The following is a 24,425-nucleotide window of genomic DNA, read 5'->3' on the forward strand; positions in this document are numbered from 1 at the left end:
TTATCTTAGTTCTTCCGAAAGCCCTGTTTTATGACTGAATATGATTTAACAGAAATTCCGATCAAATCTTCGGTAAAGATATTTAGATTTTTAAATTACTTTTTAGAGAAGAAAAATCTTGATCCTGCATACTTTGAAAGTAATCTGAATAAGTTTTCCGAAGAAGAATTATTTTTCCTGTTCAAATATGCTTCAAAGTATTTTGAGTACAATGAAGGGAGTTTCTTATTTAACTGGGTAAAGGAAATCAATTATTTATACGGTTTTGAGGATAGTAAAGATTATCTGGCAGAAATTATTTCTAATGCTGACCAACTTATCACTATAATAACAGATCGTGAAATTCTAAAATTTTTGGAGAAAGAATACATACATTTCAAAAAAAGCAAAGAAGCGTATTTTAAATTTGACTTTATCGAACCTGTTAAACAGAATATTGGAATAGAGGTTAAAAAATATGCTTTAAAAAGATATGACCGTATTCCGTTGTATGTAAATGAAGAACGTTTTAATAGCTTCAAAGAAGACTTTCTCAATTTTGTTATTTTTATTATAATTATTTATAACCATGGAATTATATAGAGAAATCATATTAAAAGAAAATCCTTTTTCATTAGAATTTGACATTGAGAAATTAAATGAATTAATTGAAGATGAGAATTTAGGGGATGAAAACAAAGATATTATTGACTTTTTATTTTTGTGCCATCAAATATTCAGAAATTGTTATAAGGGATTTATAGAAGTTTTTGAGGCACTCAAACTTACCTATGAAGAATCTATAAGATTTATATATGTAGTAGTTAATTATCATTATAACGAAATTCAAAAATTTTATTTCGAGCAATTAAAGTCAACTAGAGATGAACGTAATGTAATTAATTTGGAATCAGCTGTTTTTGAAAAGATTAATTTTGAAAATGGTTTAAATATTCCTGTAGGGCAAGGAATGGAAAAGGGAGGTGATGTTGTTATTATTCTTTTAGAGTTTTTCATTTTGTTAGGTAAAGAATTAATAGGAAAAAAATGTATTGATGATTTCCCAGATTTTTTATTAGCAGAATCATCTACGAAATTATGGAGTTTAGCTTCAGAGCTCTATGCATTTAATTCTTTTTATGAAATTGTGAAGTATGAAAATGGAAATGTATTTATTGAAGAAGATGCCAAGGTAATTAAAATAAAAAAATCTGAGAAAAATATAAAACTGACCACTTTAGAAGTTATAGGGGAAGTAAGAAGTCTAAATAACTATAGTGAATACTCTTATGGATTGAAAAGCTTTTTAAAAGAAAAAAGAAGAGAAAAGTATTTTGATTCTATAAAAATTCAAAAGGGAGAAATTTTTCCAAATGTAGGTTATAAAAACTCCAATGAATCATTTATTCGTGATGCTGTTTTATCTCTTAGAACAGGAAATATATTTTCAAAGGATGACTATGGGGGATTAGATTTAATTGATTTAATTAAAATATTTAGTTCTATTTCTCAATTAGTGAAAAAAGTATCACAAGAAGTTTTTAGTAAAAACTATACTATAAAGAATATACCCTTTGTTATTAATAAAGATTTATTGATTGAGAAAATTAGCTTTATCACAAACTTGGATAGTGATAAAATAGTTCCTGTAATTAATTCTATTACTGACAAAAATGATTCTCCATATTTTTGGCGAAAACCCTTATTTGAAAGTGATAATAAAATATATTTATCATTTTCATTACTTAAAGCACCAAATTATAGTTTGTTGCTAGAGAGCTATTGTGAAACTTTGACAATAGATTTAGTTGGGAAACAACAGAGGTTCAAAAATTACATATTGTCTGAACTTACAGATATTGAATATTGTAAAATTATAATTGATGAGGAAATTTCAAATGTGATTCTTTTAGAACTCCAAGATTACTATCTATCAATTAATACTTTTTATATTACACAATTTCCAATTGAGAAAAAAGAAAATCTTGACTATTTAGACAAAATTAGTCTTGAGATTTCAAAAATAACGGAAAAATTAAAAGTTTTAAATAACACTGGAGAAAAGCCATATATTCCAATTATTTTGACTAATTATAATAAATATTCTGGTTTAATATTAAATGAAATACCTGTCTTAGATATTATTTTATTAAATAATTATTTAGTTACAGGAGCTTTTCAAAAAGGACAAATTATCAGGAATAAAAACAAAATAAAACAAGATATTCTAAGTGGCTTCACATACTATGATGATGAAGACGATTTTAACAACAATCTTTTAAACTTTTTATATTATCCCGTTCCTGTATATGAAATCAAAAATAAAATATACTGGTTAGAAACTCCTGTACTGCCTTCAGATGCAAAGATGCAGATTTATCTTGACAATTATAATTATGAAAGTGAAGAGGGAAATATTGAATATGAATTAACTCTCTTATCTGAAACGCTAAAACGTCAATATCTAACTAATCCTGAAGGTAAATTAAATCATTTGGCAAATAAAGTTATATTATTTAGAATAACAAATATATTTCACTATATAACTTTTAGCAAATACAAATTAACTTCATACAGACATCAATTAATTAATGTCTTTTCTGAAATTAATGTTAATGGTTATATACATTTACTGCATTATTTCAGAATCTCATTGAGGTATCTAAATAACGTCAAATTAAAAAAAACTATAAAGTTTAAATCGGTAAAATATAACAGCGATCAAGTTTTTCAAAGTTTAGAAAAAAACTTTAAAAAAAATAATAAGTTTAGCGTTACTACATTAGATTTTGAACATAAATATTCAAAAGAAGAGGAGAAGGAAATTATTTCTCTAGCGATAGATGTGATTTCAACTTTAACAATCAAAAAATATGAACCAGAAGAAATAGAAAACTATTTATTAATGCTAGCCATCATTCGATATTTTAAAGCAAAGTATAATTTGAATGATTATTTCTATTTGGGTGCTAGCAATATAATTTCAGCTTTAAATCATAATTTCCTATATCAACAAGCAAGAAATTTATCCGAAGAAATATTTGCAATTGCAATAAAAGAAGGAAAGGAATTCAAAGGTTGGGGAACATTATTTATGTGTTCTGATCAGCAACGTAATAAATTTAATTCCCTTATTTATAGTTGCTTTTATCTTAACTCATTATCTGTAGTTGACAAATTACCGTATACGGAAGCAATAGATGTATTTTATAATATTTTAAAGTTTGCTAGAAGTTTAGAATTGCCTGAAGTTCTAGATGATGTATTTAATTTTATGATAAGTTTAAAATTAGAAGAATATGATTTTCAGAAAGCTCATTTAACATATTATTTATCTATAGCAAATAGAAAACAAAAAGATAGAGAAAAAATAGTAGATGATTCTATTGTGTTTTTCAGTAAAAATAGAGAGCGTATTTTTAAATATGGAGATAAGGGGGCAATACCTTGGTTGAATTATTTTTATAATGTAAAAAGACTAAATGATGAAGGATTTAAGACTGTAAATGTGGATGATATTATTAAATCAATAGAAGATATTTTAAATGAAGAAGATGTCTTACCTATAAAAAGTAGACATTTTTATAATGCAGATACAAAAGAAAATTTTATTAAGAACTTAAAAAGGATATTTTCAACGTATTATGTTTATGATTTTGTATCTGAGATAACCAATCTTGAAATGGATACAAATGTCATTATTGAAAATGCCATAAAGGAAAATGATTTTGAAAGCATACTATTAACTGGAATTGTTCTTAACGATATTCGCCTTATTTATAAAGAAAGCAATAATGTTAGTGGTGAAGAAGTAGGGTTTATTATTAATAATTCAAATAGTGACATATTTGATCAATATTTGAAAAATATTTTAGATAAACTAACATTAAAGCCAAAACAATTATTCGTATACTTTTTTAGTCATAAAAATAAAGTTTATTATCTTATGATTAATCATGAGAAAAAAATTATGATTAAAGATGCCATGACTTGGCACTCTAATTATAATTTTTTAAAGAGTAAAAATAAATTTTACTTTAATTCTGCTGATTATTATGGAATTGAAGAACAAGAAGAACATTATTCAGAGTTGATAGAGGAATTAAAGTATACTTCAATAGATATAAAAGAGGAGTTTGAAGAACTACTTATTACCACAAATTTAGAAGTTTCTAAAACTCCATTTAATCTAATTGTAAATAATGGAGATTTTATTGGCTCAAATAAACCTATTACAAATGTTTTATTAATCGATTGGTTTATAGAAAATTGCGATGAGGTAATAATAGAAAATTTACTAATAAATTGTTGGATACCTATTGAAGATGGGGATCCTACGTTAAATCTAGGATATGACAAAATAAAACCTGTTTTTGACGAATTTAAAATAAAAACTTTTACTAAAAGCATTCCTGAGGTGCCATTTGATAAGGATATTAATATCTTTTTTGCTCATGGAGAATTAGATGAAATTGGTTTTAAGGTGGTTTCTGTTAATGAAGAAAAATTTGTTGTTAACAAAGAAAAAATTTTTGGTTATGGAAAAATAGCAATATTATTTATTTGTCATTCAGGGTCTATTAATGAAGACTTGTTTTCAAATAAGGTTCAATCTCTCATTTATGAATTAATTCAATATGGTTATAGTTCTGTAATAGCTCCATTTTGGGCATTAGAAGCTACTATCCCATCTTTTTGGTTAAGATTTTTTTTAGAAAACTTTAGAGAGGGATATACAATAAGTGAATCTGTGTATTTAGCAAACAATAGTTTAGCTGATTATCAACAAGAAATTTCAGATTCATTTTATGTGCCTGAAGGGAGATTAGCGATGCATTTGTATGGTAATCCTAATATTACATTAAAAACAATATGAATAAAAAAAATATAAATAAATTAAATCTATTTGATTATTTTAATATAAAATTTAATATAAAATGATAAAAAGTAAGTATTTAAAAGAATTTCAGAAACGACTTCCTGAAGATATTAAAATAGTTGACGAAACTTCATTTGATTTTACGGAGGATGAAGTTATCGGTATTTTTTCATGGTTAAAATATTTTAATCACCATTATGAAATTTATAGTAAAAATGAATCCCCCAAAATTATATTTCCAATAATTTCAAAAAGAATGCGTCTTGATTTTGGACTTTATATTGTCAAAAGTGATACTGAGCCGTATAAAGGTCAACATAATATTTATATTTCAGAAAATGGGAAATTATTGACAGGAAAAGTTGAAAAACAGTCTGTAAATAAAGTTATTAATACTTGGAATTTATAAATCATATAATATTACAGAACTTAAAATAATATATAATTATGCTAACAAATTTTTTTAGAATAAACCTACCTTACGGAATTGCAAGAAATGATAAAGATGAATGGATGGCTTTCAATAGAGAATATATGCCTCTTGGATTTAATGATCTGAGTTTTAAAGAGCATGTTGGGAAAAGCTACAATGATAACCCGATCTATACAAAATATAATGGGTTTACTGAGAAATTACTATTAGAGCTTTCTTTTGATGGAGAAAGAGGAGTTAGGAGAGATTCTAATGGGAAAATTGAAACAGTTTTTCTTTACAATGATGGTACAAATCCTTCAAGTGGACATGCTTCAAAAAGTGATGAAGAAAAAATGTGGAATAATTATTTTCAAAAATTGCAGAAAGTTTCAAAATTAAAACGAAAGGTTTAGTTAATGTCAGAAAATCAAGTAGAGCAGCCTGATTAGGCTGTTCTCAATTTTTTTGATAAAATTTTAGAATAGCATTAGAGAAAATAATTTGTAGAAGTTTTTATAAAATATACTTCACTTTAATATTTTTAGATTATTACTCAAATTTAAAGAATAACTTTTTATATGATAAAATTTCTCCGGAACTTTTTAAGGAAATAAATTTCCTTAATTATTTTCAAAAATCACTATTGAAATATTATATATATTTGACTTTTAACAAATAATGACTGAAAGACTAGAATCATATATAGAAAGCCAAAGTAGACTTGAAATTCACTATTGGTTTAATGATAATACACACACAATGGATGCTATTGTTCAGAATAGGTGTGAATATGAAGTATTGGGAATAATTAAAGAAGTTGCGAAGATTTATTCTTTAAATATTTCCATTGAGACAGAGCCATTTGGGGAAGGTGGATTAAAAAGATGGTTAAAAGTAATATCAAAAGAAGAAAATAAAAAAGCAACTATATCCACAGCAATTATCACTGCCTTACTTTCTGTAATATTAATAGTTCCGTTAACCAAAATCTCTGAAAAATTTATAGATAAAATTTTTGAAGATACAGAAATGAGTGATCTGCAAAAAGAGAAATTAAAGTTAGAAATTGATAAATTAAAAAAAGAAAATTCAGTTAATATTCTTGAAAACCCAGTGATAAAAAAGCGTAAATCTAACTTTTATGAAACTTTAGAGAAATATCCAAAAGTAGATAAGATTTCATTTGAGGTGACTGATGAAAACAAAAGTAGGATTCAAAATGAGAGAGTTGTTAAAAAGAATGAATTTAAAGAGTTCATTTTGATTAGTGACGATTTAGATCCTATTGAAATTGAAGATGCAATAATAGAAATAATTTCCCCTGTTTTGAAAAAAGGACATTACAAATGGACAGGATATTTAAACGGTGAACCTATTAACTTTAATATGAAATCTAATGAGTTTAAAACATTAGTCCAAAATGGCAAAATAGAATTTAAGAATGGCTCTTCAATAAATTGCGCACTTATTGTGAAGAAAAAAATTGATAATGATGGAGCAGTTAAAATCACTGGTTATGATGTTATAAGGGTAAATCATTATTTTGAGAACGAAAAACCGATTGAAACGAAAGAAGGAAAAAACCATCGACAAAAAAAGGATTATGAAAAAAATCAACCCAACTTATTCACATATCTTGATGAAGAAGTTGGAAATTAATTATATTGCCAATTTCATACTATTCTTTGTAAAATTGTCAAGACTAGGAAATTTCTGTATCAGAAAGTATTTTTTTAAGCCTAAACACGCTTAAACCCATCTGCATCCACAGCGCTTCACACAATTACAATATTTTAATAAATAGCTGATATAAAGTAAATCTAACTCCATCTGACTCCAAGTAAATACACCGGGGACATTACAGGTGGGACCACAGAAAATTAAACAGCTTATAGTAATGTGAGCGGTTTTTTTATACCGATCAATATTTTGTTTTTAAACATCGAACAAAAAGCGTAGATAGGAATTTTTAATCAAACATTACTCAGATTTATCTACAATATTTTCACTAAGAAATTTTTTTCTGCCACATCATCCTGTGCTCTAATTGCCTAACTTTGTAGTTTCCAGTAAATTTTGTGAACAACGATTCAAAAATAACCTACGTAAACAAATAACAATGTCAATAACAAACGAATCCGAATTAATAGGAATGCAAAAAGCAAGTGAAGCAGTTGCCTATACCTTAAAGGAAATGACCAACTATGCTCAACCTGGAATGACGACAAAAGAACTTGATGAGTTTGGAGCAAAAATACTTTCTGACTTTGGCGCTAAATCGGCTCCTTATCTGACCTATGGATTTCCAGGTTGGACATGCATCAGCGTAGATAATGAATTCTGCCATGGTATTCCAACGGAAGAAAGAGTTCTGAAAGAAGGAGATTTAATTAATATCGATGTTTCAGCAGAGTTAAATGGATTCTGGGCGGATAATGGAGGTTCGTTTATTATTGGGGAAGATGTTCATCAGCATCAGAAATTAGTGGATGCTTCTAAAAATATTCTTGAAAAAGCAATTAACAGTATTAAAGGTGGGGTTAAAATTTCAGATATCGGATGGCTTATGGAGACTGAGGCTAAGAAAAGAGGTTTTAAAGTGATTAAAAATCTTGCCGGGCATGGCATTGGAAGAAGTCTGCACGAACAGCCGGATGATCTGCTGAATTATAAAAACCGTTATGATTCCAGACGATTCAAAAAGAATTCGGTTGTTGCTATCGAAACATTTATCTCAACCACTTCCAGCCTTGCCGTTGAGCTGAATGACGGATGGACCATGGTAGGAAATAAAGGTGGGTACATGGCACAGCATGAACATACAATCATCGTGACTGATGGGAAGCCGGTAATTTTAACAGAGATGAACGGGATTCTTAATTAAGATTATAAGAGTTCGGTTCCGAACGGATAAAGAAAGGACTTTTTGAATTTCAAAAAGTCCTTTTCTATTAGTAACAATTAAAATAGTATTTACTTTTCTCCGCCGCCACCGCCGCCTTTTTCGACATCGGTCTTTGTATTGGTTTTTACTTTCTGGTTTCCGAAACGTTTCACAAAAGACAGGGAAACTCCGTACCAATCGGATTGGGTGGAATTTCTGAAAGTTCCCACAGGACTGAAGGTCGTGGAATCAAAGTTCGGTCTCTGGAAAATATTCATCAGCTGAAGGCTGACTTCCATCTGTGTTTTTGGGAATATTTTTGTCATGGAAATATTGTGGAATACATTCGTTTTATTGGCGTAAGAGTTCCCGTTATTCTGATTGGATATTTCTACCCAAGCACTTAGATTAATATTCTTGTTAAACAGGTTGGTGTACGAAAGGTTGGTTGATCCTCCCCAATAGCTGATGTAGTCTCTTGCTTTCAGGTCATTCCTTTGATTGAAATCACTGTTGTCAATATAATACCAGCCAAAGCCTACATTTACATTTAATTTATTCTTCAGAAAAGTCTGGTTGGTATTGGCAAACAGGTAGTATTTCTGAACCTTTCCGCTAAAATTGCCGGGATAGGTCACTGTTATTTCTTTTGTAGGGTTGTCGGGATCTCCAGGTGTATTAACTACCTGAGTACTATACGTGGTCCAGTAATCTTGTTTGGTAAACATGTATCTGGCAGAAAGGAAATATTTTTTCAAGATTCCGAATTTCAGATAAAGCCTGTCGCTTGGGTTGGGTTGTAAGTCGATATTTCCTCTGGAGTAGATCCCATCATTATTAGGTAGAAGGAAAGGGTTGAACTCGGCATACCACGGACGCCAGATATTACGGTTGTAGGTAAGGCTTAGATCGTACTTATCTGAAAAAGAATATTTTAACAATAGATTCGGAAGGAAAGTACCATAGCCGTCTTTTCTTGAAGTTCCTGCAATATCCTGTCTTACTTTGAAATCAATATATTCATAGCGTATCCCGACTCTGGTTTCCAGCTTCTTAAAAAAGGTTTTACTAAAATTGGCATAAAGGGAACTGATATTATCTTCATAATGGAATTTATCTGTTTTTTGAAGCAGATCAAGCTTGTTCCCCGTCAAATAATAAGGAGCAACATTATTATTGAAATCTATTTTTCCTCCGGCTTCAAATGTGGCTCCCGACTTTCCAATGGATTGCGTATAATCAATTTTGATATAATAGTTACGCATCTGATTGTTGGAATTAACTCCTATTTGATCCGGAATCGGTTTATTGCTAAATGTTTTCAGGAAATCATTGGAATCTTTTTGAGAGTCGTAGTTCGTCCCTAAATTGACATCCAAGATCCTGTTTTTTTCTTTATCATAATACTTGTAAAACAGATTGGTTCCCAAAGTACGATTCATACCCGCTAAGTTTTGGCTCTGATCATAAGAATACTTGAACTGGTCATTGGCATAATTGCTTGCCTCCGCTTCTGATGAAGACGTTCTTTTACTTTGATAATATTCCACAATAAAACCGATGTTGTTTTTATCGTTCAGCTCATATTCTGAAGTGGAAGAAATGGAGGGACTTTTACTTTTATCTGTGTTTAAAGTATTGATTGTGGTAATATCATTATTTTCATACAGGGAATTAACAATCGAATTGGTTTGTACCCATGTATTGTCACTATAACTTCCAATAACCGTTTGTGTAAATTTTTTCTTATGGTAATTCAGGTTGAAGTTGGTGTATTGCGAATTTTTTCTGTTTTGTCTGTTATTCAGGGTGATGCTTCCTTTCATTCCTTCATCATCCCGCTTTTTCAGTACGATATTAATGACGGACCCTGTCGTTTCATAACGGGAAGAAGGACTGGTGATCACCTCGATTTTCATGAGATTATCGGCGGGAATTGTTGCCAGATATTCTTTTAGTTCTTTTCCTGTAAAAACAGATTTTCTGTCATTAATATAAACCGTAACGTTCTCGCCTTCTGCTTTAATAGCATCATTATTATCTATACTTACTAAAGGAGTCATTCTCAGTACATCCCAGGTGGTATTTCCGGCCAGGATGGAGCTGTTGGCTACATTAAAAACCGTCCTGTCAACTTTGGATTCCACTGTCGGTTTTCTTACCACTAAAGTAACTGCTTCTATGTCTTTTAGTTTAACGGTGTCTTTTTTGGCCTGAGCCAAAGCTAAAGAAGCGGTTAATAGGGCGATTGTACATGTTATTATTTTCATTTTCAAGGGGCGTTTCAATTGATAAGACAACCATAGGGTGACATATGTTACATCCATATTGGGAAAAAAATGAAAAAAAATCAAGAAAATAAATATATTCCAAAGTATGTAAAGCAGAGCTGCCCTATTTTGGAAGAGAAATGAGTAAAAAACAAAGCCGGCTCATTGAACCGGCTTTCACTTATTATAAAAAGAGCCTAAGGCTCGGGATGAGTTGTTGGAGTATGGATGATATCATAATATACAGATGGATCATTAACATCAGGAAATATTCTGTAAGTAAATTCCTGTTCCGTTAAAACTGTAATTTTTACTATTCTTGTAAAAAGTACGTTTCCGTTCGCATCTTTTGCTATGATAGTTCTGGTTGCTCCGTCTGCAGAAACGGACCAGTCTCCATGCATTTTAGGAGAATCATCAAGATTATACATCGTAAATGTACCATCTGCTTTAAAATAAGCAAAGCCTACAAAGTTCGTTACATGAGTGTCCGTTAAAGGAACCGGCTGTCCATTTTGGTTTTTAGCATGGGTTGTTTCCCATGGAGTAGACGAAAGTATCTGTGAAGGGGTGAGAACGGTTTCCCCAACAGTAGTTTCGTCATTATTGTCGGAGCATGAGATTACAGATATCATCATCAATACATACAGTCCGTAAAATAGCTTTTTTAAAATGTTCATCATAAATAGGTTTTAAACAGGACAAACTTATCGTTTATAAAAATCAAAAGATTGTATAAAACATTCCTTTTGTTGTAAAAAGCATCATTGATTGTTGCTATTTTGTGATTCCGGAAATAGTATGGCAGATCTGTTGTGAACTTTTTTGATATTCGTACTTTTGGAACCATTAGAGAAGCATATAATATGTATGATGAAGTGCTCATCTTCGATAAGGAAATAAAGGATTCTTTTCAGGTGGTTAAACTGGATCATTCGGTTCTGGAAAAAACGGATGTAGTCAGTGTTACCTATAACAGAGTGCTCATTGTTCACGAAGGAAACGGAAGCATCATTATTGATGGGAAACAATTTAATATTCAGGGGCCGGAGGTATTTGTCATATCGAAAGGACAAATATTTTCTTTATCCCATCCCAATCAGTTGTCCGGATATGAAATAAGCTTTGGAGATTGCTTTTGGGAAAAGGCACCTTCAAGTGCCTCCAATTGTAAATTGCTGCTTTTTAATGATGCTGCCCTTCATCAGAATTTTCCTTTACAGGAAAAGGACTTCACTGAACTGATTGGGGTTTGTGAGATTCTTTTTAAAGAATATGAAAGTGCCGATTATCCCAATAAATTAGATGCTATGGCAGCCTATTTAAAAATTCTGATGATTAAGCTGGCCAATGCGATGCCTTCATTTCAGGATGGAATTGACGATTTCGACAATCAGATCTATCGCAGGTTTCTTGAATTACTCAGTCAGCAATATAACAAGATGCATGATGTATTGTACTATGCAGAACACCTATCCGTTTCACCCCGTAAATTATCCGATATATCAAAAAAGAAAAGCGGTAAAGGAGCTAAAGAGGTCATTGCGGTACAAGTGATCGCCGAATCAAAAAGATTATTGCAATTTTCTGCTAAAACAATAAAAGAAATTGCTTATCACCTTGCATTCAGTACGCCTGAACAATTCAGTCATTTTTTCAAAAAACACACAGATATCTCACCATTGGAATACCGTAGGATGTTTGTAAATATTGGCAGGTAATAGGTATATTCTGACATTCCGGAGCAAGAAGGACAGGCCTATTTTTGTATTGATTAAAATATAAAAAATATGTCAGTCCAAAGATTAAAAAGTGTTGCCGGAATTATAATTCCGGACAGTAAAATTGCTACAGAAGCCACTGAATTGCTGTTAGAGCATGGAACGGAATTTATTTATAACCACTCATTACGGGTTTTCCTTTTTTCTTCACTTAACGGAAAACGAAAAAATATGGAGTATGATGCAGAACTTTTGTATATAAGCTCAGTTTTTCATGATCTGGGTTTAGTGCCCCATTACAGCAGTCCCGATTTGAGATTTGAAGTAGACGGAGCTAATGCAGCAAGGGATTTTCTGAAAAGCCACGGTCTTCCGAAAGATCAATTGCAGCTGGTTTGGGATACGATAGCATTGCATACAACCATTGGGATTGCAGAACATAAAGAGAATGAAGTAGCTTTGATGTACTCCGGAGTAGGATTGGATGTAATGGGAGAAGGGTATGAGTATCTGAGTGATCCACACCGGAATGAGATTATAGATGCATTCCCCCGGAATGATTTTAAGAATAAAATTATTCCAACGTTTTTTGATGGTTTTAAACATAAAACCGAAACCACTTTCGGAAATATAAAAGCAGATGTCTGTGCATTTATGATTCCAAATTTTGAAAGGAAAAATTTCTGCAACTGTATTCTGCATTCTCCTTGGAGCGAATAATGTTTTATCCTAAATTTACGTATCTAAGAAAAAAATCAATAATAAGATATGGATTTGCAACAGGAAAAAAACAAAGAAATAGTAAAACGCTTTAATATAGAAGTTATTGAAAAGGGGAACGTTGAAACCTTTGAAGAACTCATGGATGAAAACTTCATCAACCACTCTGCCCCACAAGGTGCTGATAATGGAAAACAGGGAATGATCAATACTTTCAATGGAATATTAAGACCTGCCATGCCAGATATCCAGGTGACTATTCTTCAGCAGGTTGCGGAAGGAGATCTCGTTACGACCAGAAAAAATATATCCGGAACTCACACCGGAAATTTTATGGGAATTGCACCTTCAGGGAAAAGAATAAGTATTGATGTCATTGATATTGTCCGTCTTAAAAATGGGAAATATTTTGAGCATTGGGGAATTAACAATTTATCGGTAGTCCTGGCACAGCTTAAAAGCAATGAGTAACCCATCAAAATAATAAATTATAAAATCCCTGTCACTGATGGGGATTTTTTAATGAACAAAGATTATTTAATGTATTTTAAATTTTTCATTTTTACGTCAACAATAATGTAGAGTGTACTTTTATTGCTGAAAAAAATCTGCTATTTTGGTTAAAAATTTTTAAATGAGCGGAATTCAGCCATGTTCTTTGTTTTTTTCGGGCTCCTGGAAAGAAAAATATGAAGCCATTGTTTCGGAAGAACATCTTCGGACTATCGATCAAAACATTCAAAGATTTAAAGATGGAACTTTAGATTGGCATCTTCCTTATTTTAACGAAGAAATTCTGATTGACCGGAAGCAAAGTTTCGGGCACTTTATCCATATTCTGGAAACTAAGGATCAAAATGAAGAAAAAGCAAGACAATTGGAAGAGATCCCCTTTGAATACTGGCTTGATGTTCTGGGGCAGAGACTTACTTCAGCAAGCGTTCGTGATGAACAAGCCATTCCACCTCTAAAAGATGCTTTGATTGGTAGTTGTCAGGTCTATTTTAATAAAGAAATCACCATTGCACAGAGGGCATGGGAAAAACATGTGGGAAGAACGGACGACCAGTTCTGGGGTGAGGTAAAAGGCAGTAATTTTCAAAAACAGGAAAAGGTAATGGCTAAAATCTATTATATCATCGAGAATAAAACCTGGTGGAATGTATTCTTTCATTATAAGCATGGGGTTGTCTACGAAATAAGGGAAAAAGAAGGACACGGCATTCGTTGGGCAAGTGGAGGAACACAGCTTATTGGTTTTCTGGAAACTTTTATCAATGAATAATATATTGCGTAAAAAGATTACGTAGCAAATGCTTTATTTTGCCAAAAACTCATTTGAATGAAAAATATCTATAACAAAGGAGCTTTTCGGGCTTTTGAATATGGGAAAATAGGACCTTACCTGAAAAAGTATGGGAACAAAAAGTGGCGGAGAACTGAGCAATCCGATATAGATGACCAATTATCTGAATCCATACCATTCCGGAAAGTAAGAAGACAAAAACAAAAGCTTGTCTGGGTGAAAATAATCAAAGAAATTAATGGAACAAAATATTCCAGGTACAAGAAATTCCATAGTGAAAGATCTTTTAGAAGTGCCGTAACCAGTCCCCATATAATAAGATATTTTCATATCAATAACAAAACAAAAAAAGAAAAATGAATACCTACATTGATATTGGCATTAATCTGATCAATAAACAGTTCTATAATGAACAAGACGAAGTGATTAACCGTGCTCTGGACAATGGCGTAGACTATATGATCCTTACGGGGACAAGTGTGCGAGGAAGTAAAGAATCTGCAGATATAGCGCAGGATTATCCGGATATTTTATTTTCAACGGCGGGCATTCACCCTCATGATGCTAAATCATTTAATGATCAAAGTATCGGCGAACTCAGGAACCTTCTAAAACAGGACCATGTGGTTTCAGTGGGAGAGTGCGGATTGGATTTTGACCGTGATTTTTCACCAAGGCCTCTACAAGAGAAGTGTTATCGTGCACAACTTGAACTGGCAATTCAAATCAATAAACCTTTATTTCTTCATGAGAGATCTGCATTTAAAAGATTTACCGAAATTACAGAGGATTACCTTTCTCAACTTCCGGAATCAGTCGTTCATTGTTTCACCGGGACTTTAGAAGAAGCAAAAAGCTATTTGGATAAAGGGTTTTATTTAGGATTTACAGGAGCAATCAGTGATGAAAAAAGATTTAAACACCTTGAGGAAGTGATCAGGTATGTTCCATTAGAAAGAATGATGATTGAAACGGATGCTCCGTTTATGCTTCCGAAAAATATCTCAGCGCGAAGTCAGAACCGGAGAAATGAACCTGCCTTTCTACCTTATGTGGCGCAAACCATTGCTCAGATCAAGAAAATAAGTTTGACGGATGTAGCAGAAGAAACAACAGCGGTCGCCAGGAAATTTTTCAGGATATAAAAAAGAGCTCTACTGAATAAGTGAAGCTCTTTTTTTATGGTTGAAAAGCAAATTGCGAATCGCAATATTGCTTTCTATAATTAGGGTGATATAAGGTTTTAAATAACTTTCAATGCCGATTCCAAAGCCAGCTCAATCATCGGTTTCAAAGCTGTCTCTCTTTGGTCTGCTGAAATTTTTTCGTGCGTCGGAATGATATCCGTTACCGTAAGAATTGTGGCGGCATTTTTTCCTAAATGTTTAGCATTGGCGAATAATCCAAAGGCTTCCATTTCCACAGCCGGACAATTGTATCTTGTTGCAATCTCAGGAACGGTTAAATCCTTTCGATAGAAAATATCGCTGCTGTGAATAGTAACAGCCTTGGTTTTCAAAGAAGATTCTTCTGCCGTTGCATTGATCACATCAAAAATATTTCCCTGATGAGAAATAATATCTCCTTCTATTTCCCATGCATATTTTGCATAGGTACTTTCACTTGCCGCATGTTCAACATTTAGAATATCAAATACTTTCAGATCTGTGGTGTAAGCTCCACAGGTACCGATACGGATGATTGTATCTACATCATATTCGGTGTACAATTCATAGGAGTAAATACCGATGCTTGGAAAACCCATTCCACTTGCTCCTACGCTGATTTCTTTTCCTTTATAAAGTCCGGTATAATACAAAATACCTCTGGTTTTGCTTACCAGTTTTGCATTTTCTAAAAAGTTTTCGGCAATATATTGTGCACGAAGCGGATCCCCCGGCTGCAATATTACTTTTGCTATTTCTCCTTTTTTTGCACTAATGTGAATACTCATAATGTTATTTTGAATGACGGCAAAGATAGCAACTTTTACTTTTATTGCTTTTTAAGTTAATCGCAAAAACGCAAAGGTTATTTTATTATTTTATGTTTTCAGAGCACTGGAAAATCTAAGATTTTCAAATGTTTATGAACAAAAATACTTTATTATCAACTTCGTCGGTTTTAAAAATCTTTGTATCCTCTAAAAAAACTTGTTCTTAGGCCTTTGTATTCCCGTGGCTGACCGAAGACAGAGGCATTAATTAATTCTTAATCATAATGATATTAAAGTTTTATTCTCAAAAAAATAATTTTACTTTTGTTATATGACCGAAAATACATCTCCTTTCCTGGATACTTTATTTCTTCTCCGTAAAGAAGAATGTATCACCGTTTTTTCAAATATTCAAAAAATTTCAGAGAAAGAAGAACAGGATGCCGCGGATTATTTTGAATCAGAATTTGAAAAAGAAAGACTGGAGTTTTTGACGGATCATTTGGCGTATGATAAAGAGACTGCAGTCTGGGCTGCTAAGGTCCTTTATTATGCTGCTCAATTGTATTTAATAAGGGAAAACACGGCAAAAGACCTGGATCAGTTCATCCCTGAATTTAGAGGAATGAAAAATTCCGGAGCACTTTTATCAGCAGATCTTTCGCTGAGATTTTTACCACAGATAATTACAGTTCTTCAGAATTTGGACCCCGACGATCCTTTGATAAAAAAATTGGAAAGTATTTTGCTGCAATTCCATTACTCGGGTGTAGGGTATGATCTTGATCTCGAAAATATGAATTGGCAGGAAGAGTTGAAAGAGCCGACATACCGGAAGCTATATCTTGAAAGGATTGTTGAAAAAAGAGCTCAAAGGTTGGCTGAAATACCCTATATTAATAAGTTGTTGGTTGCTGAATTTGGCTTACATAAAGACGGGTTCTGGCGAGAATTAAAAATTATAAACGAAGAAGAAAATAAATGATTCCGAATATTTCAAAGCTTAATGCAGTACTCAATTACGTAAAAGACACTTTTGTAGGTAAAAACGATGTGGTCGATCTGCTGGGGATCTGCCTTCTGGCCAGAGAAAATGCATTTTTATATGGTCCGCCGGGAACTGCAAAATCAGCTATTGTAAGAACCTTGTCCCAAACGGTTAAAGATGGGAAGAATTTTGAGTATTTGCTGACCCGCTTCACGGAACCGAATGAAATTTTCGGTCCTTTTGATATCAGGAAATTAAAAGAAGGCGAACTTCTTACCAATACAGAAGGGATGATGCCCGAGGCTTCAATGGTTTTTCTGGATGAGATTTTTAATGCCAATTCAGCGATCCTCAATTCGCTTTTGATGGCTTTGAATGAAAAGATCTTTAAGAGGGGAAAGGAAACCAAGCATCTGCCTGCACTCATGTTTGTGGGAGCAAGCAATGTTTTACCTGAAGATGAAGCTTTAAATGCTTTATTCGACCGTTTTCTTATCAGGATCAATGTAGATTATGTGAATCCTGAGCTGCTTCAACAGGTTCTTTTAGCAGGCAGAAGATTAGAAAATGCAGAGGAAAGGGATATTCCTGAAATTAGGGCCGAGGAAATAAGAGAGCTTCAGAACCTTTGTAAAACAGTGGATCTGAAACCTATTTATGAAGTTTACCTTAATACCGTAATTAGTCTCCGGAATACCGGAATTGCAATTTCCGACCGTAGAGCGGTAAAGCTTCAGAACCTTATTGCTGCAAGTGCTTTGATTTGCGGGAGAAGTGAAGCAATACTTTCTGACCTTTGGGTATTGAAACATATCTGGGATACGGAAGAGCAGATTGAAATTCTGGAAGGGATCATTAACAGGACCATCGAAAAGGATGAAAACCCGCAAAGCCATCCTCAGGCATTGCACAATAAAATGCCGAATCCTGAAGAGGTAATGAAGGATGTGAAGATCTTACAGGAAAAATGGGATAGCGGATCTGCAACATTTGAAGAACAAAATGTGATTAAAGATAAACTGAGATATCTACAAACCCGCTGTGACTGGATTAAAAATCCTGAACAGAAACAATATATTCAACAGGAAATAGAAGGCTTATGGCAGAGGATCTTACAGAGCATGTAATTGATTTTTGGGCGGAATTGCCTCGTGCTGATGAAGATTTTTTAGGTTCGATCCGGAACTGGAAAAATCTTCAGATTGCTTTGGAGGATGAGACGATCTGGCTTAAAGGATTTACTGAAGAGCAGGCTGCTTCTCCGGAGGTACAACAATTGCCCAATTTCATTTTATATGAGCTCCGTAATGGTTTATTATTTAAAAAGAAAGCCTTAGTTCCTACCCGGAAAGTAAGAACTGCATTATTATGGTCTCCTATTGACCAGGCATTGCGTCTGGTTCTGCCGCCATCCAATCAGAATTTTTTTGGAATTAATGAAAAAATCAGGATAAGGCTAAAACCTGAAACTACAGAACAGCCTGCCATCGCTTTATTAAGTCCTATGTCGGAGATTGGAGCGGTTATTCCGACATTACCTACATTCAAACTTGAAAGAAACGAATGGATTATCATTGGAGACAGGGCGCTATTCCTGGGTACACCTTTACTGGGGCTACCGGGAAAAACCTATTGGGAGAAAGAAGGACATCTTTTACCCACCGGATTTGATTTTGAATTTAAGAATGTAAGTGCTTTACTTCAAAGAAAATATAATGAGAACATGAGCTATTGGCTTTTATGGAATGAAGACGGAAGTTATCTGTCCATTGCTAAGAAAGATCTGAAAAAGCTTTCCATAAGCTCATACCGGCTCACTCAAAAAGCGAAAGAATGGAGCTAAATGAATACTTCCAGTCCTACGAAGGATATTTTTGGGAATGGAATACAGATGAAGATGTGCGTGATGGGACAGGTTATCACGAAAATAACCTTGTATCCATTCCGAATGTGGGAGCCATTGCATACCGGCCTTACATAATTGAAGTCCTGAAAGAATTACATCTGCAGGGAATCCCTCCCTTTGGAGCTTTATTGTTAGTACTTTATGCAACCCAGGAAGGCTATCTTAATTTCAATGCCGTTTCGTATTATTTAAAAAAGCTTGAAAGGGAAGCCAAAGTAAATATTGATGTGGATTGCATTATCAATTTTCTGGGGAACCTGAATAAATTGGGTAAATCTTATAAAAAAGGGCAGAACAGAATTCTTTTGCTGCAAACATTATTTCACAATGCCCATAACAGGATCTCTGCACCATTGGGTTCATTGCTTCTGAAAAAGTTTGCAAAAAATCCTTATGCTCTGGCCAAAAGTGCTGAAAAAATACCCGTAACATCCTCATCTCTGGTAAAGGATACCAGAGTTCTTGTGTGGCTCAATGAAAAATTTCCTTCGGTAGAGTCAATTATTTATGCGATGAAAGGCTTTGGCACTGAGCCGGAGCTGGATGATGAGGTTGCAGAAGAGGAGATAACCGTAGAATCCAATAATGATTTTATCCAGGATTTAATAGAAGAGCCAAAAACATTTCAGGTAGGAAGCCTGATCAAAAGAATCTGGAGTGGCCTCAAAATTCCCATGCGTCATCTTTCTCCCGGTAAGCAGACGATAGGAGGAATTTCTGATATGACCAATAAGGGTGAGCTTCACAGAATGCTTTTGTCGGAATTCGCAAATGAAGATGAGGTTTTTATGAGCAGAATAGCCAACAGCGAAACCCTTTATATTCAAAGGGAGATACCTCCTGAAGAAAATGTTTTTGAAAGAATAATTTTAATAGATACCTCTCTGAAAAACTGGGGAACACCGAAAGTATTGGCCTATGCATCCGCAATTGCGGTCATTAAGCATCCGAAGGCTCATTCGGAATGTAAAGTTTTCGTTCTGGGGCAAACAAGTGTTCCTGTTTCTCTTGATAGCGTGGAAAATGTTGTGGATCATCTAAACCAGGTAAGCTCAGCTTTGGATGTTTCCCAGGCTCTGGCTAAGTTTTTCCAGGATGAGCACACGGAAAAAGATCTTGAAGTATTTTTTATCACCAACCAGGAAAATCTTATGAATGAAAGCTTGCAAAAAGTAATTCATGAAAACAGGGATAGGCTTAAGTTTATAGTAACCACATCTGCTGATGGAGAGGTTAACTTCTTCAAACATCATAAAGGAACAAGGAAACACATCCAGAAAATTGTACTTCCTTTAAAAGACTTATGGGCTAATCCACCACAACGAAAACAGAAAGCTGATCAGGATTCTGGGAATGGCAAAAAAACGGATGTTCCGAAGAACTATCCTATTCTTTTTCCTACACCCATGAACAAAATAGCTTCCTTTTTGTATGAAGGGGAGTTCTTTATCTTGAGCAATAAAAAGCAGCTGCTTAAAACCTATTTGTCTGATAATTATTATAATAAGGATTATTATGACCGATACAGAATACATAGGGGCTGTGAGGTTTTAATTGAAAATATTTCGGTAAGACCCCGTGGGCAGTTTGCTCTGGCTAAAAATAAGCAACAACAATTTATCCTTTGCCAGTACCAGCCTGATAAGCATATTATTTCAAAACTTAACCTTAATACCAAAGAATATTCTGAGCTCAATCTAACCGGGAAAAACATACCCAATGATTATCGGCTGATTTATTTTAACAAAAGTTTTTATCTGCATCATGCGGAATCCTCCTGGATCTATCATATTAATATTGATGGAAATATTTCATTTGAATCGGTGAAGAATGATAAAGAGATAGCCCGGAATCATTCAAAAGTAGAAACTGAAATGAAAAAGCTGGCGAATGGCGGAATAAAGATTTTAAATAACTTTAATAATATCGGAATCAACACTGAAAACAGCCTCGTCATATCAAATAACAGGCTGGCGAAAGTTTATGACAATTCTCTGACATTATACCGAAATAATCACAGGATAAAAATAATTGCGAATCAATACAAAAATAAATTTACTTTTTCAGACGGAAGTGAGATTATCACGGATTCCCGTGGGATATTAACTTTCAAAAGCAGTAATAAAAATATTCCGGTATTTTATATCCCTTCTACGGAACATGGCTTTTTGTCTCTGGCAACCCATACCGAATTTGGAGGAGCTGAATATTACCTTCCTGAAACCACCTTGCTTAAGATGAGAACAATGGGGGATATGTGTTCAGATTATCTGGAGACTTTTATCAATCAAATTCTGGAATATGGAACTTAGAATAAAACCTTTTCCAAAGAATGATTATCCCCGGAAGGGACTTCTGATCAGGAGTTCTTCACCATCCGTATGGCTCAGTGAAATGGATGCTTTAGGAATTGACCTAGACCAGGTAATGACATTTGCGATTCCTTCCAATGAACCTAATATTCTCTATGGCTGTTTTATTGTTTTTAATAATGAGGCACCCCGGGAAGTTGGCAGGAATTCTTATTTTCAATGTATAGATGAGGTCTTATTTATCCCTGAATACACTACATTTTATCCTAAGGTCACTCCTGAAGACTGGCTCCATATTGATTCTCAGTTTCTGATTATCCATCCCGAATTCGGAATGGTAAAATTAAGAGAAGAAATAGATTGGACCGCATTGCTTGAACAACCACAAAAGAATGGATCTTCTGTCAGCAAACCATTAAACGGAGTTTATATTCCAAAAGAAATCAAAAGTTTTGCAGTGGAAATTGATGATGAAAAAATGATGGAATCTCTGCAGACCTCAACAACGGAAGAAGAATGGATGAAAAACCTGCCTTTTGATCTGAAAAAAGTGATGGCGGGAAACAAAAAAGAAATCGAAAAATATCTAAAGTATATAGAAAAATATCCTGATCGGGCTGTAGATTTGGGCGTGCCTCTGGATATTATGGGAACTTCCCGAGGAGATGGCTCCGGAAAGTTCAGATTTAATAACAATTGGCTGAGCCGGTTATGGGGAGGAAACGGGGCAAATGGCAAACAAAGGGATTACCGGTGGGTTCTCCTTGCATTATGGATCATAATTATTGTCGGGAGAATTATGATAGGCTTTACTAAAGAAGAGGGAACAACAGAAAGCCCTGTTTCCTCAGGAAATGTATTCTCAAAGGAGGCTTTGAAAAATCAGAATCCCGGCAAGTTAGCCTTTGAATCCGGTCTCACCGAGATAGATATGAAGATTGATTCCCTGTATCATAATGAAAGAAAGGAATTAATGAAAGACTATGCCGCAGCTTCCAAAGGATCCGACGCGAAGGAAATGAATAAGGTGGAAAAGAAGCTTGAAAATTACAGGGCAAAAGAAAGTAACACGCGGGATTTTCTAAAGAAAATTTACAACAGGAAAATAGCAAAACATATTGCAGACAAATCCAGGGATTACCAGCGTAAAATTTCCGATTCCATTAAAAATAAAAATCATGATAAACCTGTTGATCAGGGAATTGTAAAAAGTATCTGGAGAAAAAAGCAGGTGTTAATGGAAGATTCTCTTGGAAGGCTTTATGGAACTTTAGAAAGTGCGGAACCCCATTTTTCATCCGGTCAAAATGCAGATACAAAAGGAAGTTTGGGTGATGAAAGCACACCATCGAAAGACATTTCATTCTCCGAGATTGTTTGGCTGATCATTCTGATTATCGGAAGTGTAGGACTTTATTCTTATTTCTTCCGGAAGAAAACCTTGAATATCGGAGGCGATAATGTACCCGGTGGTATTAAAATATTCCTGGTTCTTATTTTGATAGGAATGCTGATTTATCTTTTTTATCCGTTGATCGGGATGTACGGGTATAACTGGTTTGTATGGTTCCTGGTTATTTGTGTCATCTTATTGGTATATCGTTTATTCAGCGAGGACAAAACCATTTTAAAATCCGATAAAGATGAATAAGCAGAAGTTTATAGATAAATTTATCAGAGCATTTTTAATACTGGTACTTCTTAAAGTGCTGGGGCTTGTAGCGCAACTTTTTCATCAGAGTTTCTGGAGTGTATTGGGCACCTTGGGTATTTTTATCGCGGTGGCTATCATAATTTTTGTGGTAATGATCAGCCTGAAGGATAAAGAAAAAAATGATCAACGTTCCGGAAGGCGAGGAAATTCGGGAGGAAACTTTTACCTTGAAAATTCTCTTTTTGACAGAATCCGTAGTAAATATGAAGAGCTGGCAGAAAAATATATTACAGAAGGAGATTACAAAAAAGCCACAAAAGTTTATATGAACCTTCTCCAGGATAATTACAGGGCAGCAAAAACACTGGAAAATGGTGAATTTTATAATGAGGCAGCGGTTATTTATCTGAAAAGACTGCATAATAAATCCGATGCTGCGGTTTGCTATGAAAAAGCAAAACAATACAAAAAAGCAATTGATCTTTATAAAGAACTCGATCAGAAAGAAAAAGTAGGTGATCTTTATAAAGAGATGAATGATATAAAAAATGCACATGTCTATTATCAGATGTTGGCAGATGATTTCGTGGATAACAGCCAGATGGTAAAAGCCTCGCTGATCTACAGAAAAAAGATGGAAATGCCTGATGAAGCACAGAAAATCCTATTAACAGGATGGAAAGAAAATAAAGATGCCTTCAATTGCCTGAACAATTATTTTGCAAATATTTTTGATTCTACAACATTAGAAAGGGAAATTCAGCATTTGTATGAAGAAACGCCAGCAGATAAAAAGCTGATTTATCTGGAGGCTATGAAGTATGAATTTAAAAAGAACTCTTCCCTTCAGACTGTCGCGAGAAATATTGCTTATGAGATCATTTCCGAAAAGGTAGAAACCCATTCCGAAATTGTAAATGAGCTAAAATATTTTAATCCTGATGATTCGCTTATTTTAAAAGATATTTCAAGGTATAAGACTGGAAGGAATAAGATGTTCAGGAATTAATTGATGTTTGAATTAAAAGATTAAAAGACTTAAGAATTCCATAGTAATCTTTATAAATTCCTAACAAACATAATGGCTGAAGCTTTCAAAACCACCATTTTATCAGGAAAAATATTATCTTTGCGGACATAAAATTATGACAATACAAACAGCACATATCAGTTTAAATCTATGCGATAGCCCTGTACTAAAGGATTCGTTTGGATATGAATGCATGATATGGAATGAGGTAAAATGTGCTGACTTTGTAAATTATTTACTGTAAACTCGTAAAGATTTAATCAAAATATTGCAAAAACGCCTCGATTCCCGGGGCGTTTTTTGTGTTTTTAGAACAGAAATTATTTAGAATGAAAAAAAATAACCAAAAAAGTGAAAATTTTTAATTAGCAATGAAATTTTAATACAATAAAATAGAGTGATAAATAAACCGGTGAGAGACAGTC

The 24,425-nt window shown here is 33.5% G+C and carries 21 protein-coding genes; 18 read left to right on the forward strand and 3 right to left on the reverse strand.

Going from position 1 to position 24,425, the window contains the following annotated elements:
• The first annotated feature begins 30 nt into the window (after window positions 1–30).
• The 6 genes from PFY10_17055 to map all read left to right on the forward strand — a co-directional run bounded on the left by PFY10_17055 (window position 31) and on the right by map (window position 8,157).
• A complete protein-coding gene (locus PFY10_17055; protein ID WBV55920.1) occupies window positions 31–582 on the forward strand; it encodes a hypothetical protein in 552 nt (183 codons plus the stop codon).
• Window positions 569–4,855, forward strand: coding sequence for a hypothetical protein (locus tag PFY10_17060; GenBank protein ID WBV55921.1), 4,287 nt, complete (start codon window positions 569–571; stop codon window positions 4,853–4,855). The genes PFY10_17055 and PFY10_17060 overlap by 14 nt, the downstream gene beginning before the upstream one ends.
• A 61-nt stretch (window positions 4,856–4,916) precedes the next feature.
• Complete coding sequence (locus PFY10_17065) at window positions 4,917–5,267, forward strand: hypothetical protein (protein WBV55922.1); 351 nt, start codon at window positions 4,917–4,919, stop codon at window positions 5,265–5,267.
• Between the two features lie 38 nt (window positions 5,268–5,305).
• The gene (locus tag PFY10_17070) at window positions 5,306–5,686 is read left to right on the forward strand and encodes a hypothetical protein (protein WBV55923.1); all 381 of its coding nucleotides are present in this window, start codon (window positions 5,306–5,308) and stop codon (window positions 5,684–5,686) included.
• A 265-nt stretch (window positions 5,687–5,951) separates the two neighbouring features.
• Window positions 5,952–6,932 (forward strand): hypothetical protein, encoded by a 981-nt coding sequence (locus tag PFY10_17075; GenBank protein ID WBV55924.1) that lies wholly within the window; start codon window positions 5,952–5,954, stop codon window positions 6,930–6,932.
• Between the two features lie 460 nt (window positions 6,933–7,392).
• Window positions 7,393–8,157, forward strand: a complete 765-nt coding sequence (gene map / locus PFY10_17080; protein WBV55925.1) for a type I methionyl aminopeptidase — start codon at window positions 7,393–7,395, stop codon at window positions 8,155–8,157.
• 89 nt (window positions 8,158–8,246) lie between these two features.
• Here the strand turns inward: map and PFY10_17085 are convergent, their stop codons facing one another.
• Together PFY10_17085 and PFY10_17090 are read right to left on the reverse strand one after the other, a co-directional pair.
• A complete protein-coding gene (locus PFY10_17085) occupies window positions 8,247–10,427 on the reverse strand; it encodes an outer membrane beta-barrel protein (protein ID WBV55926.1) in 2,181 nt (726 codons plus the stop codon).
• 197 nt (window positions 10,428–10,624) lie between these two features.
• On the reverse strand, window positions 10,625–11,110 hold the full coding sequence (locus PFY10_17090) for a DUF4822 domain-containing protein (GenBank protein WBV55927.1): 486 nt from the start codon (window positions 11,108–11,110) through the stop codon (window positions 10,625–10,627).
• A 132-nt stretch (window positions 11,111–11,242) separates the two neighbouring features.
• On the opposite strand from PFY10_17090, the gene PFY10_17095 reads away from it, so the two are divergent.
• The 6 genes from PFY10_17095 to PFY10_17120 all read left to right on the forward strand — a co-directional run bounded on the left by PFY10_17095 (window position 11,243) and on the right by PFY10_17120 (window position 15,319).
• The gene (locus PFY10_17095; GenBank protein WBV55928.1) at window positions 11,243–12,148 is read left to right on the forward strand and encodes an AraC family transcriptional regulator; all 906 of its coding nucleotides are present in this window, start codon (window positions 11,243–11,245) and stop codon (window positions 12,146–12,148) included.
• 69 nt (window positions 12,149–12,217) lie between these two features.
• Window positions 12,218–12,868 (forward strand): HD domain-containing protein, encoded by a 651-nt coding sequence (locus PFY10_17100; GenBank protein ID WBV55929.1) that lies wholly within the window; start codon window positions 12,218–12,220, stop codon window positions 12,866–12,868.
• Window positions 12,869–12,916: 48 nt separating this feature from the next.
• On the forward strand, window positions 12,917–13,339 hold the full coding sequence (locus PFY10_17105) for an ester cyclase (GenBank protein WBV55930.1): 423 nt from the start codon (window positions 12,917–12,919) through the stop codon (window positions 13,337–13,339).
• A 163-nt stretch (window positions 13,340–13,502) separates the two neighbouring features.
• The gene (locus PFY10_17110) at window positions 13,503–14,153 is read left to right on the forward strand and encodes a hypothetical protein (GenBank protein WBV55931.1); all 651 of its coding nucleotides are present in this window, start codon (window positions 13,503–13,505) and stop codon (window positions 14,151–14,153) included.
• Between the two features lie 57 nt (window positions 14,154–14,210).
• Window positions 14,211–14,534, forward strand: a complete 324-nt coding sequence (locus PFY10_17115; GenBank protein WBV55932.1) for a hypothetical protein — start codon at window positions 14,211–14,213, stop codon at window positions 14,532–14,534.
• A complete protein-coding gene (locus PFY10_17120; GenBank protein WBV55933.1) occupies window positions 14,531–15,319 on the forward strand; it encodes a TatD family hydrolase in 789 nt (262 codons plus the stop codon). Before PFY10_17115 ends, PFY10_17120 begins: the two co-directional genes overlap by 4 nt.
• Window positions 15,320–15,417: 98 nt before the next feature.
• On the opposite strand, the gene deoD is transcribed toward PFY10_17120, so the two are convergent.
• Window positions 15,418–16,128 carry a purine-nucleoside phosphorylase gene (gene deoD, locus PFY10_17125; protein WBV55934.1) on the reverse strand — a complete coding sequence of 237 codons (711 nt, stop codon included), beginning with the start codon at window positions 16,126–16,128 and terminating at the stop codon, window positions 15,418–15,420.
• Between the two features lie 313 nt (window positions 16,129–16,441).
• On the opposite strand from deoD, the gene PFY10_17130 reads away from it, so the two are divergent.
• Genes PFY10_17130 through PFY10_17155 form a run of 6 tightly spaced genes read left to right on the forward strand, consistent with a single transcriptional unit; the run spans window position 16,442 to window position 23,979 of the window.
• Complete coding sequence (locus tag PFY10_17130) at window positions 16,442–17,095, forward strand: hypothetical protein (protein WBV55935.1); 654 nt, start codon at window positions 16,442–16,444, stop codon at window positions 17,093–17,095.
• Window positions 17,092–18,225 carry an AAA family ATPase gene (locus PFY10_17135; protein ID WBV55936.1) on the forward strand — a complete coding sequence of 378 codons (1,134 nt, stop codon included), beginning with the start codon at window positions 17,092–17,094 and terminating at the stop codon, window positions 18,223–18,225. The genes PFY10_17130 and PFY10_17135 overlap by 4 nt, the downstream gene beginning before the upstream one ends.
• Window positions 18,198–18,941 carry a hypothetical protein gene (locus PFY10_17140; GenBank protein WBV55937.1) on the forward strand — a complete coding sequence of 248 codons (744 nt, stop codon included), beginning with the start codon at window positions 18,198–18,200 and terminating at the stop codon, window positions 18,939–18,941. The genes PFY10_17135 and PFY10_17140 overlap by 28 nt, the downstream gene beginning before the upstream one ends.
• Window positions 18,932–21,316, forward strand: a complete 2,385-nt coding sequence (locus tag PFY10_17145; protein ID WBV55938.1) for a hypothetical protein — start codon at window positions 18,932–18,934, stop codon at window positions 21,314–21,316. The genes PFY10_17140 and PFY10_17145 overlap by 10 nt, the downstream gene beginning before the upstream one ends.
• Window positions 21,306–22,967, forward strand: a complete 1,662-nt coding sequence (locus PFY10_17150; GenBank protein WBV55939.1) for an APC family permease — start codon at window positions 21,306–21,308, stop codon at window positions 22,965–22,967. The genes PFY10_17145 and PFY10_17150 overlap by 11 nt, the downstream gene beginning before the upstream one ends.
• Window positions 22,960–23,979, forward strand: coding sequence for a hypothetical protein (locus PFY10_17155; GenBank protein WBV55940.1), 1,020 nt, complete (start codon window positions 22,960–22,962; stop codon window positions 23,977–23,979). The genes PFY10_17150 and PFY10_17155 overlap by 8 nt, the downstream gene beginning before the upstream one ends.
• The last annotated feature ends 446 nt before the right edge of the window (window positions 23,980–24,425 follow it).

Source organism: Chryseobacterium daecheongense (assembly GCA_027920525.1).
Classification (GTDB): Bacteria; Bacteroidota; Bacteroidia; order Flavobacteriales; family Weeksellaceae; genus Chryseobacterium; species Chryseobacterium proteolyticum.

Coding starts and splice junctions, on each gene's coding strand:
- PFY10_17140 (WBV55937.1), top strand. CDS start 18,198: ATGGCAGAGGATCTTACAGAGCATGTAATTGATTTTTGGGCGGAATTG.
- map (WBV55925.1), top strand. CDS start 7,393: ATGTCAATAACAAACGAATCCGAATTAATAGGAATGCAAAAAGCAAGT.
- deoD (WBV55934.1), bottom strand. CDS start 16,128: ATGAGTATTCACATTAGTGCAAAAAAAGGAGAAATAGCAAAAGTAATA.
- PFY10_17085 (WBV55926.1), bottom strand. CDS start 10,427: ATGAAAATAATAACATGTACAATCGCCCTATTAACCGCTTCTTTAGCT.
- PFY10_17065 (WBV55922.1), top strand. CDS start 4,917: ATGATAAAAAGTAAGTATTTAAAAGAATTTCAGAAACGACTTCCTGAA.
- PFY10_17055 (WBV55920.1), top strand. CDS start 31: ATGACTGAATATGATTTAACAGAAATTCCGATCAAATCTTCGGTAAAG.
- PFY10_17100 (WBV55929.1), top strand. CDS start 12,218: ATGTCAGTCCAAAGATTAAAAAGTGTTGCCGGAATTATAATTCCGGAC.
- PFY10_17145 (WBV55938.1), top strand. CDS start 18,932: ATGGAGCTAAATGAATACTTCCAGTCCTACGAAGGATATTTTTGGGAA.
- PFY10_17120 (WBV55933.1), top strand. CDS start 14,531: ATGAATACCTACATTGATATTGGCATTAATCTGATCAATAAACAGTTC.
- PFY10_17105 (WBV55930.1), top strand. CDS start 12,917: ATGGATTTGCAACAGGAAAAAAACAAAGAAATAGTAAAACGCTTTAAT.
- PFY10_17115 (WBV55932.1), top strand. CDS start 14,211: ATGAAAAATATCTATAACAAAGGAGCTTTTCGGGCTTTTGAATATGGG.
- PFY10_17090 (WBV55927.1), bottom strand. CDS start 11,110: ATGATGAACATTTTAAAAAAGCTATTTTACGGACTGTATGTATTGATG.
- PFY10_17130 (WBV55935.1), top strand. CDS start 16,442: ATGACCGAAAATACATCTCCTTTCCTGGATACTTTATTTCTTCTCCGT.
- PFY10_17135 (WBV55936.1), top strand. CDS start 17,092: ATGATTCCGAATATTTCAAAGCTTAATGCAGTACTCAATTACGTAAAA.
- PFY10_17060 (WBV55921.1), top strand. CDS start 569: ATGGAATTATATAGAGAAATCATATTAAAAGAAAATCCTTTTTCATTA.
- PFY10_17150 (WBV55939.1), top strand. CDS start 21,306: ATGGAACTTAGAATAAAACCTTTTCCAAAGAATGATTATCCCCGGAAG.
- PFY10_17075 (WBV55924.1), top strand. CDS start 5,952: ATGACTGAAAGACTAGAATCATATATAGAAAGCCAAAGTAGACTTGAA.
- PFY10_17110 (WBV55931.1), top strand. CDS start 13,503: ATGAGCGGAATTCAGCCATGTTCTTTGTTTTTTTCGGGCTCCTGGAAA.
- PFY10_17070 (WBV55923.1), top strand. CDS start 5,306: ATGCTAACAAATTTTTTTAGAATAAACCTACCTTACGGAATTGCAAGA.
- PFY10_17155 (WBV55940.1), top strand. CDS start 22,960: ATGAATAAGCAGAAGTTTATAGATAAATTTATCAGAGCATTTTTAATA.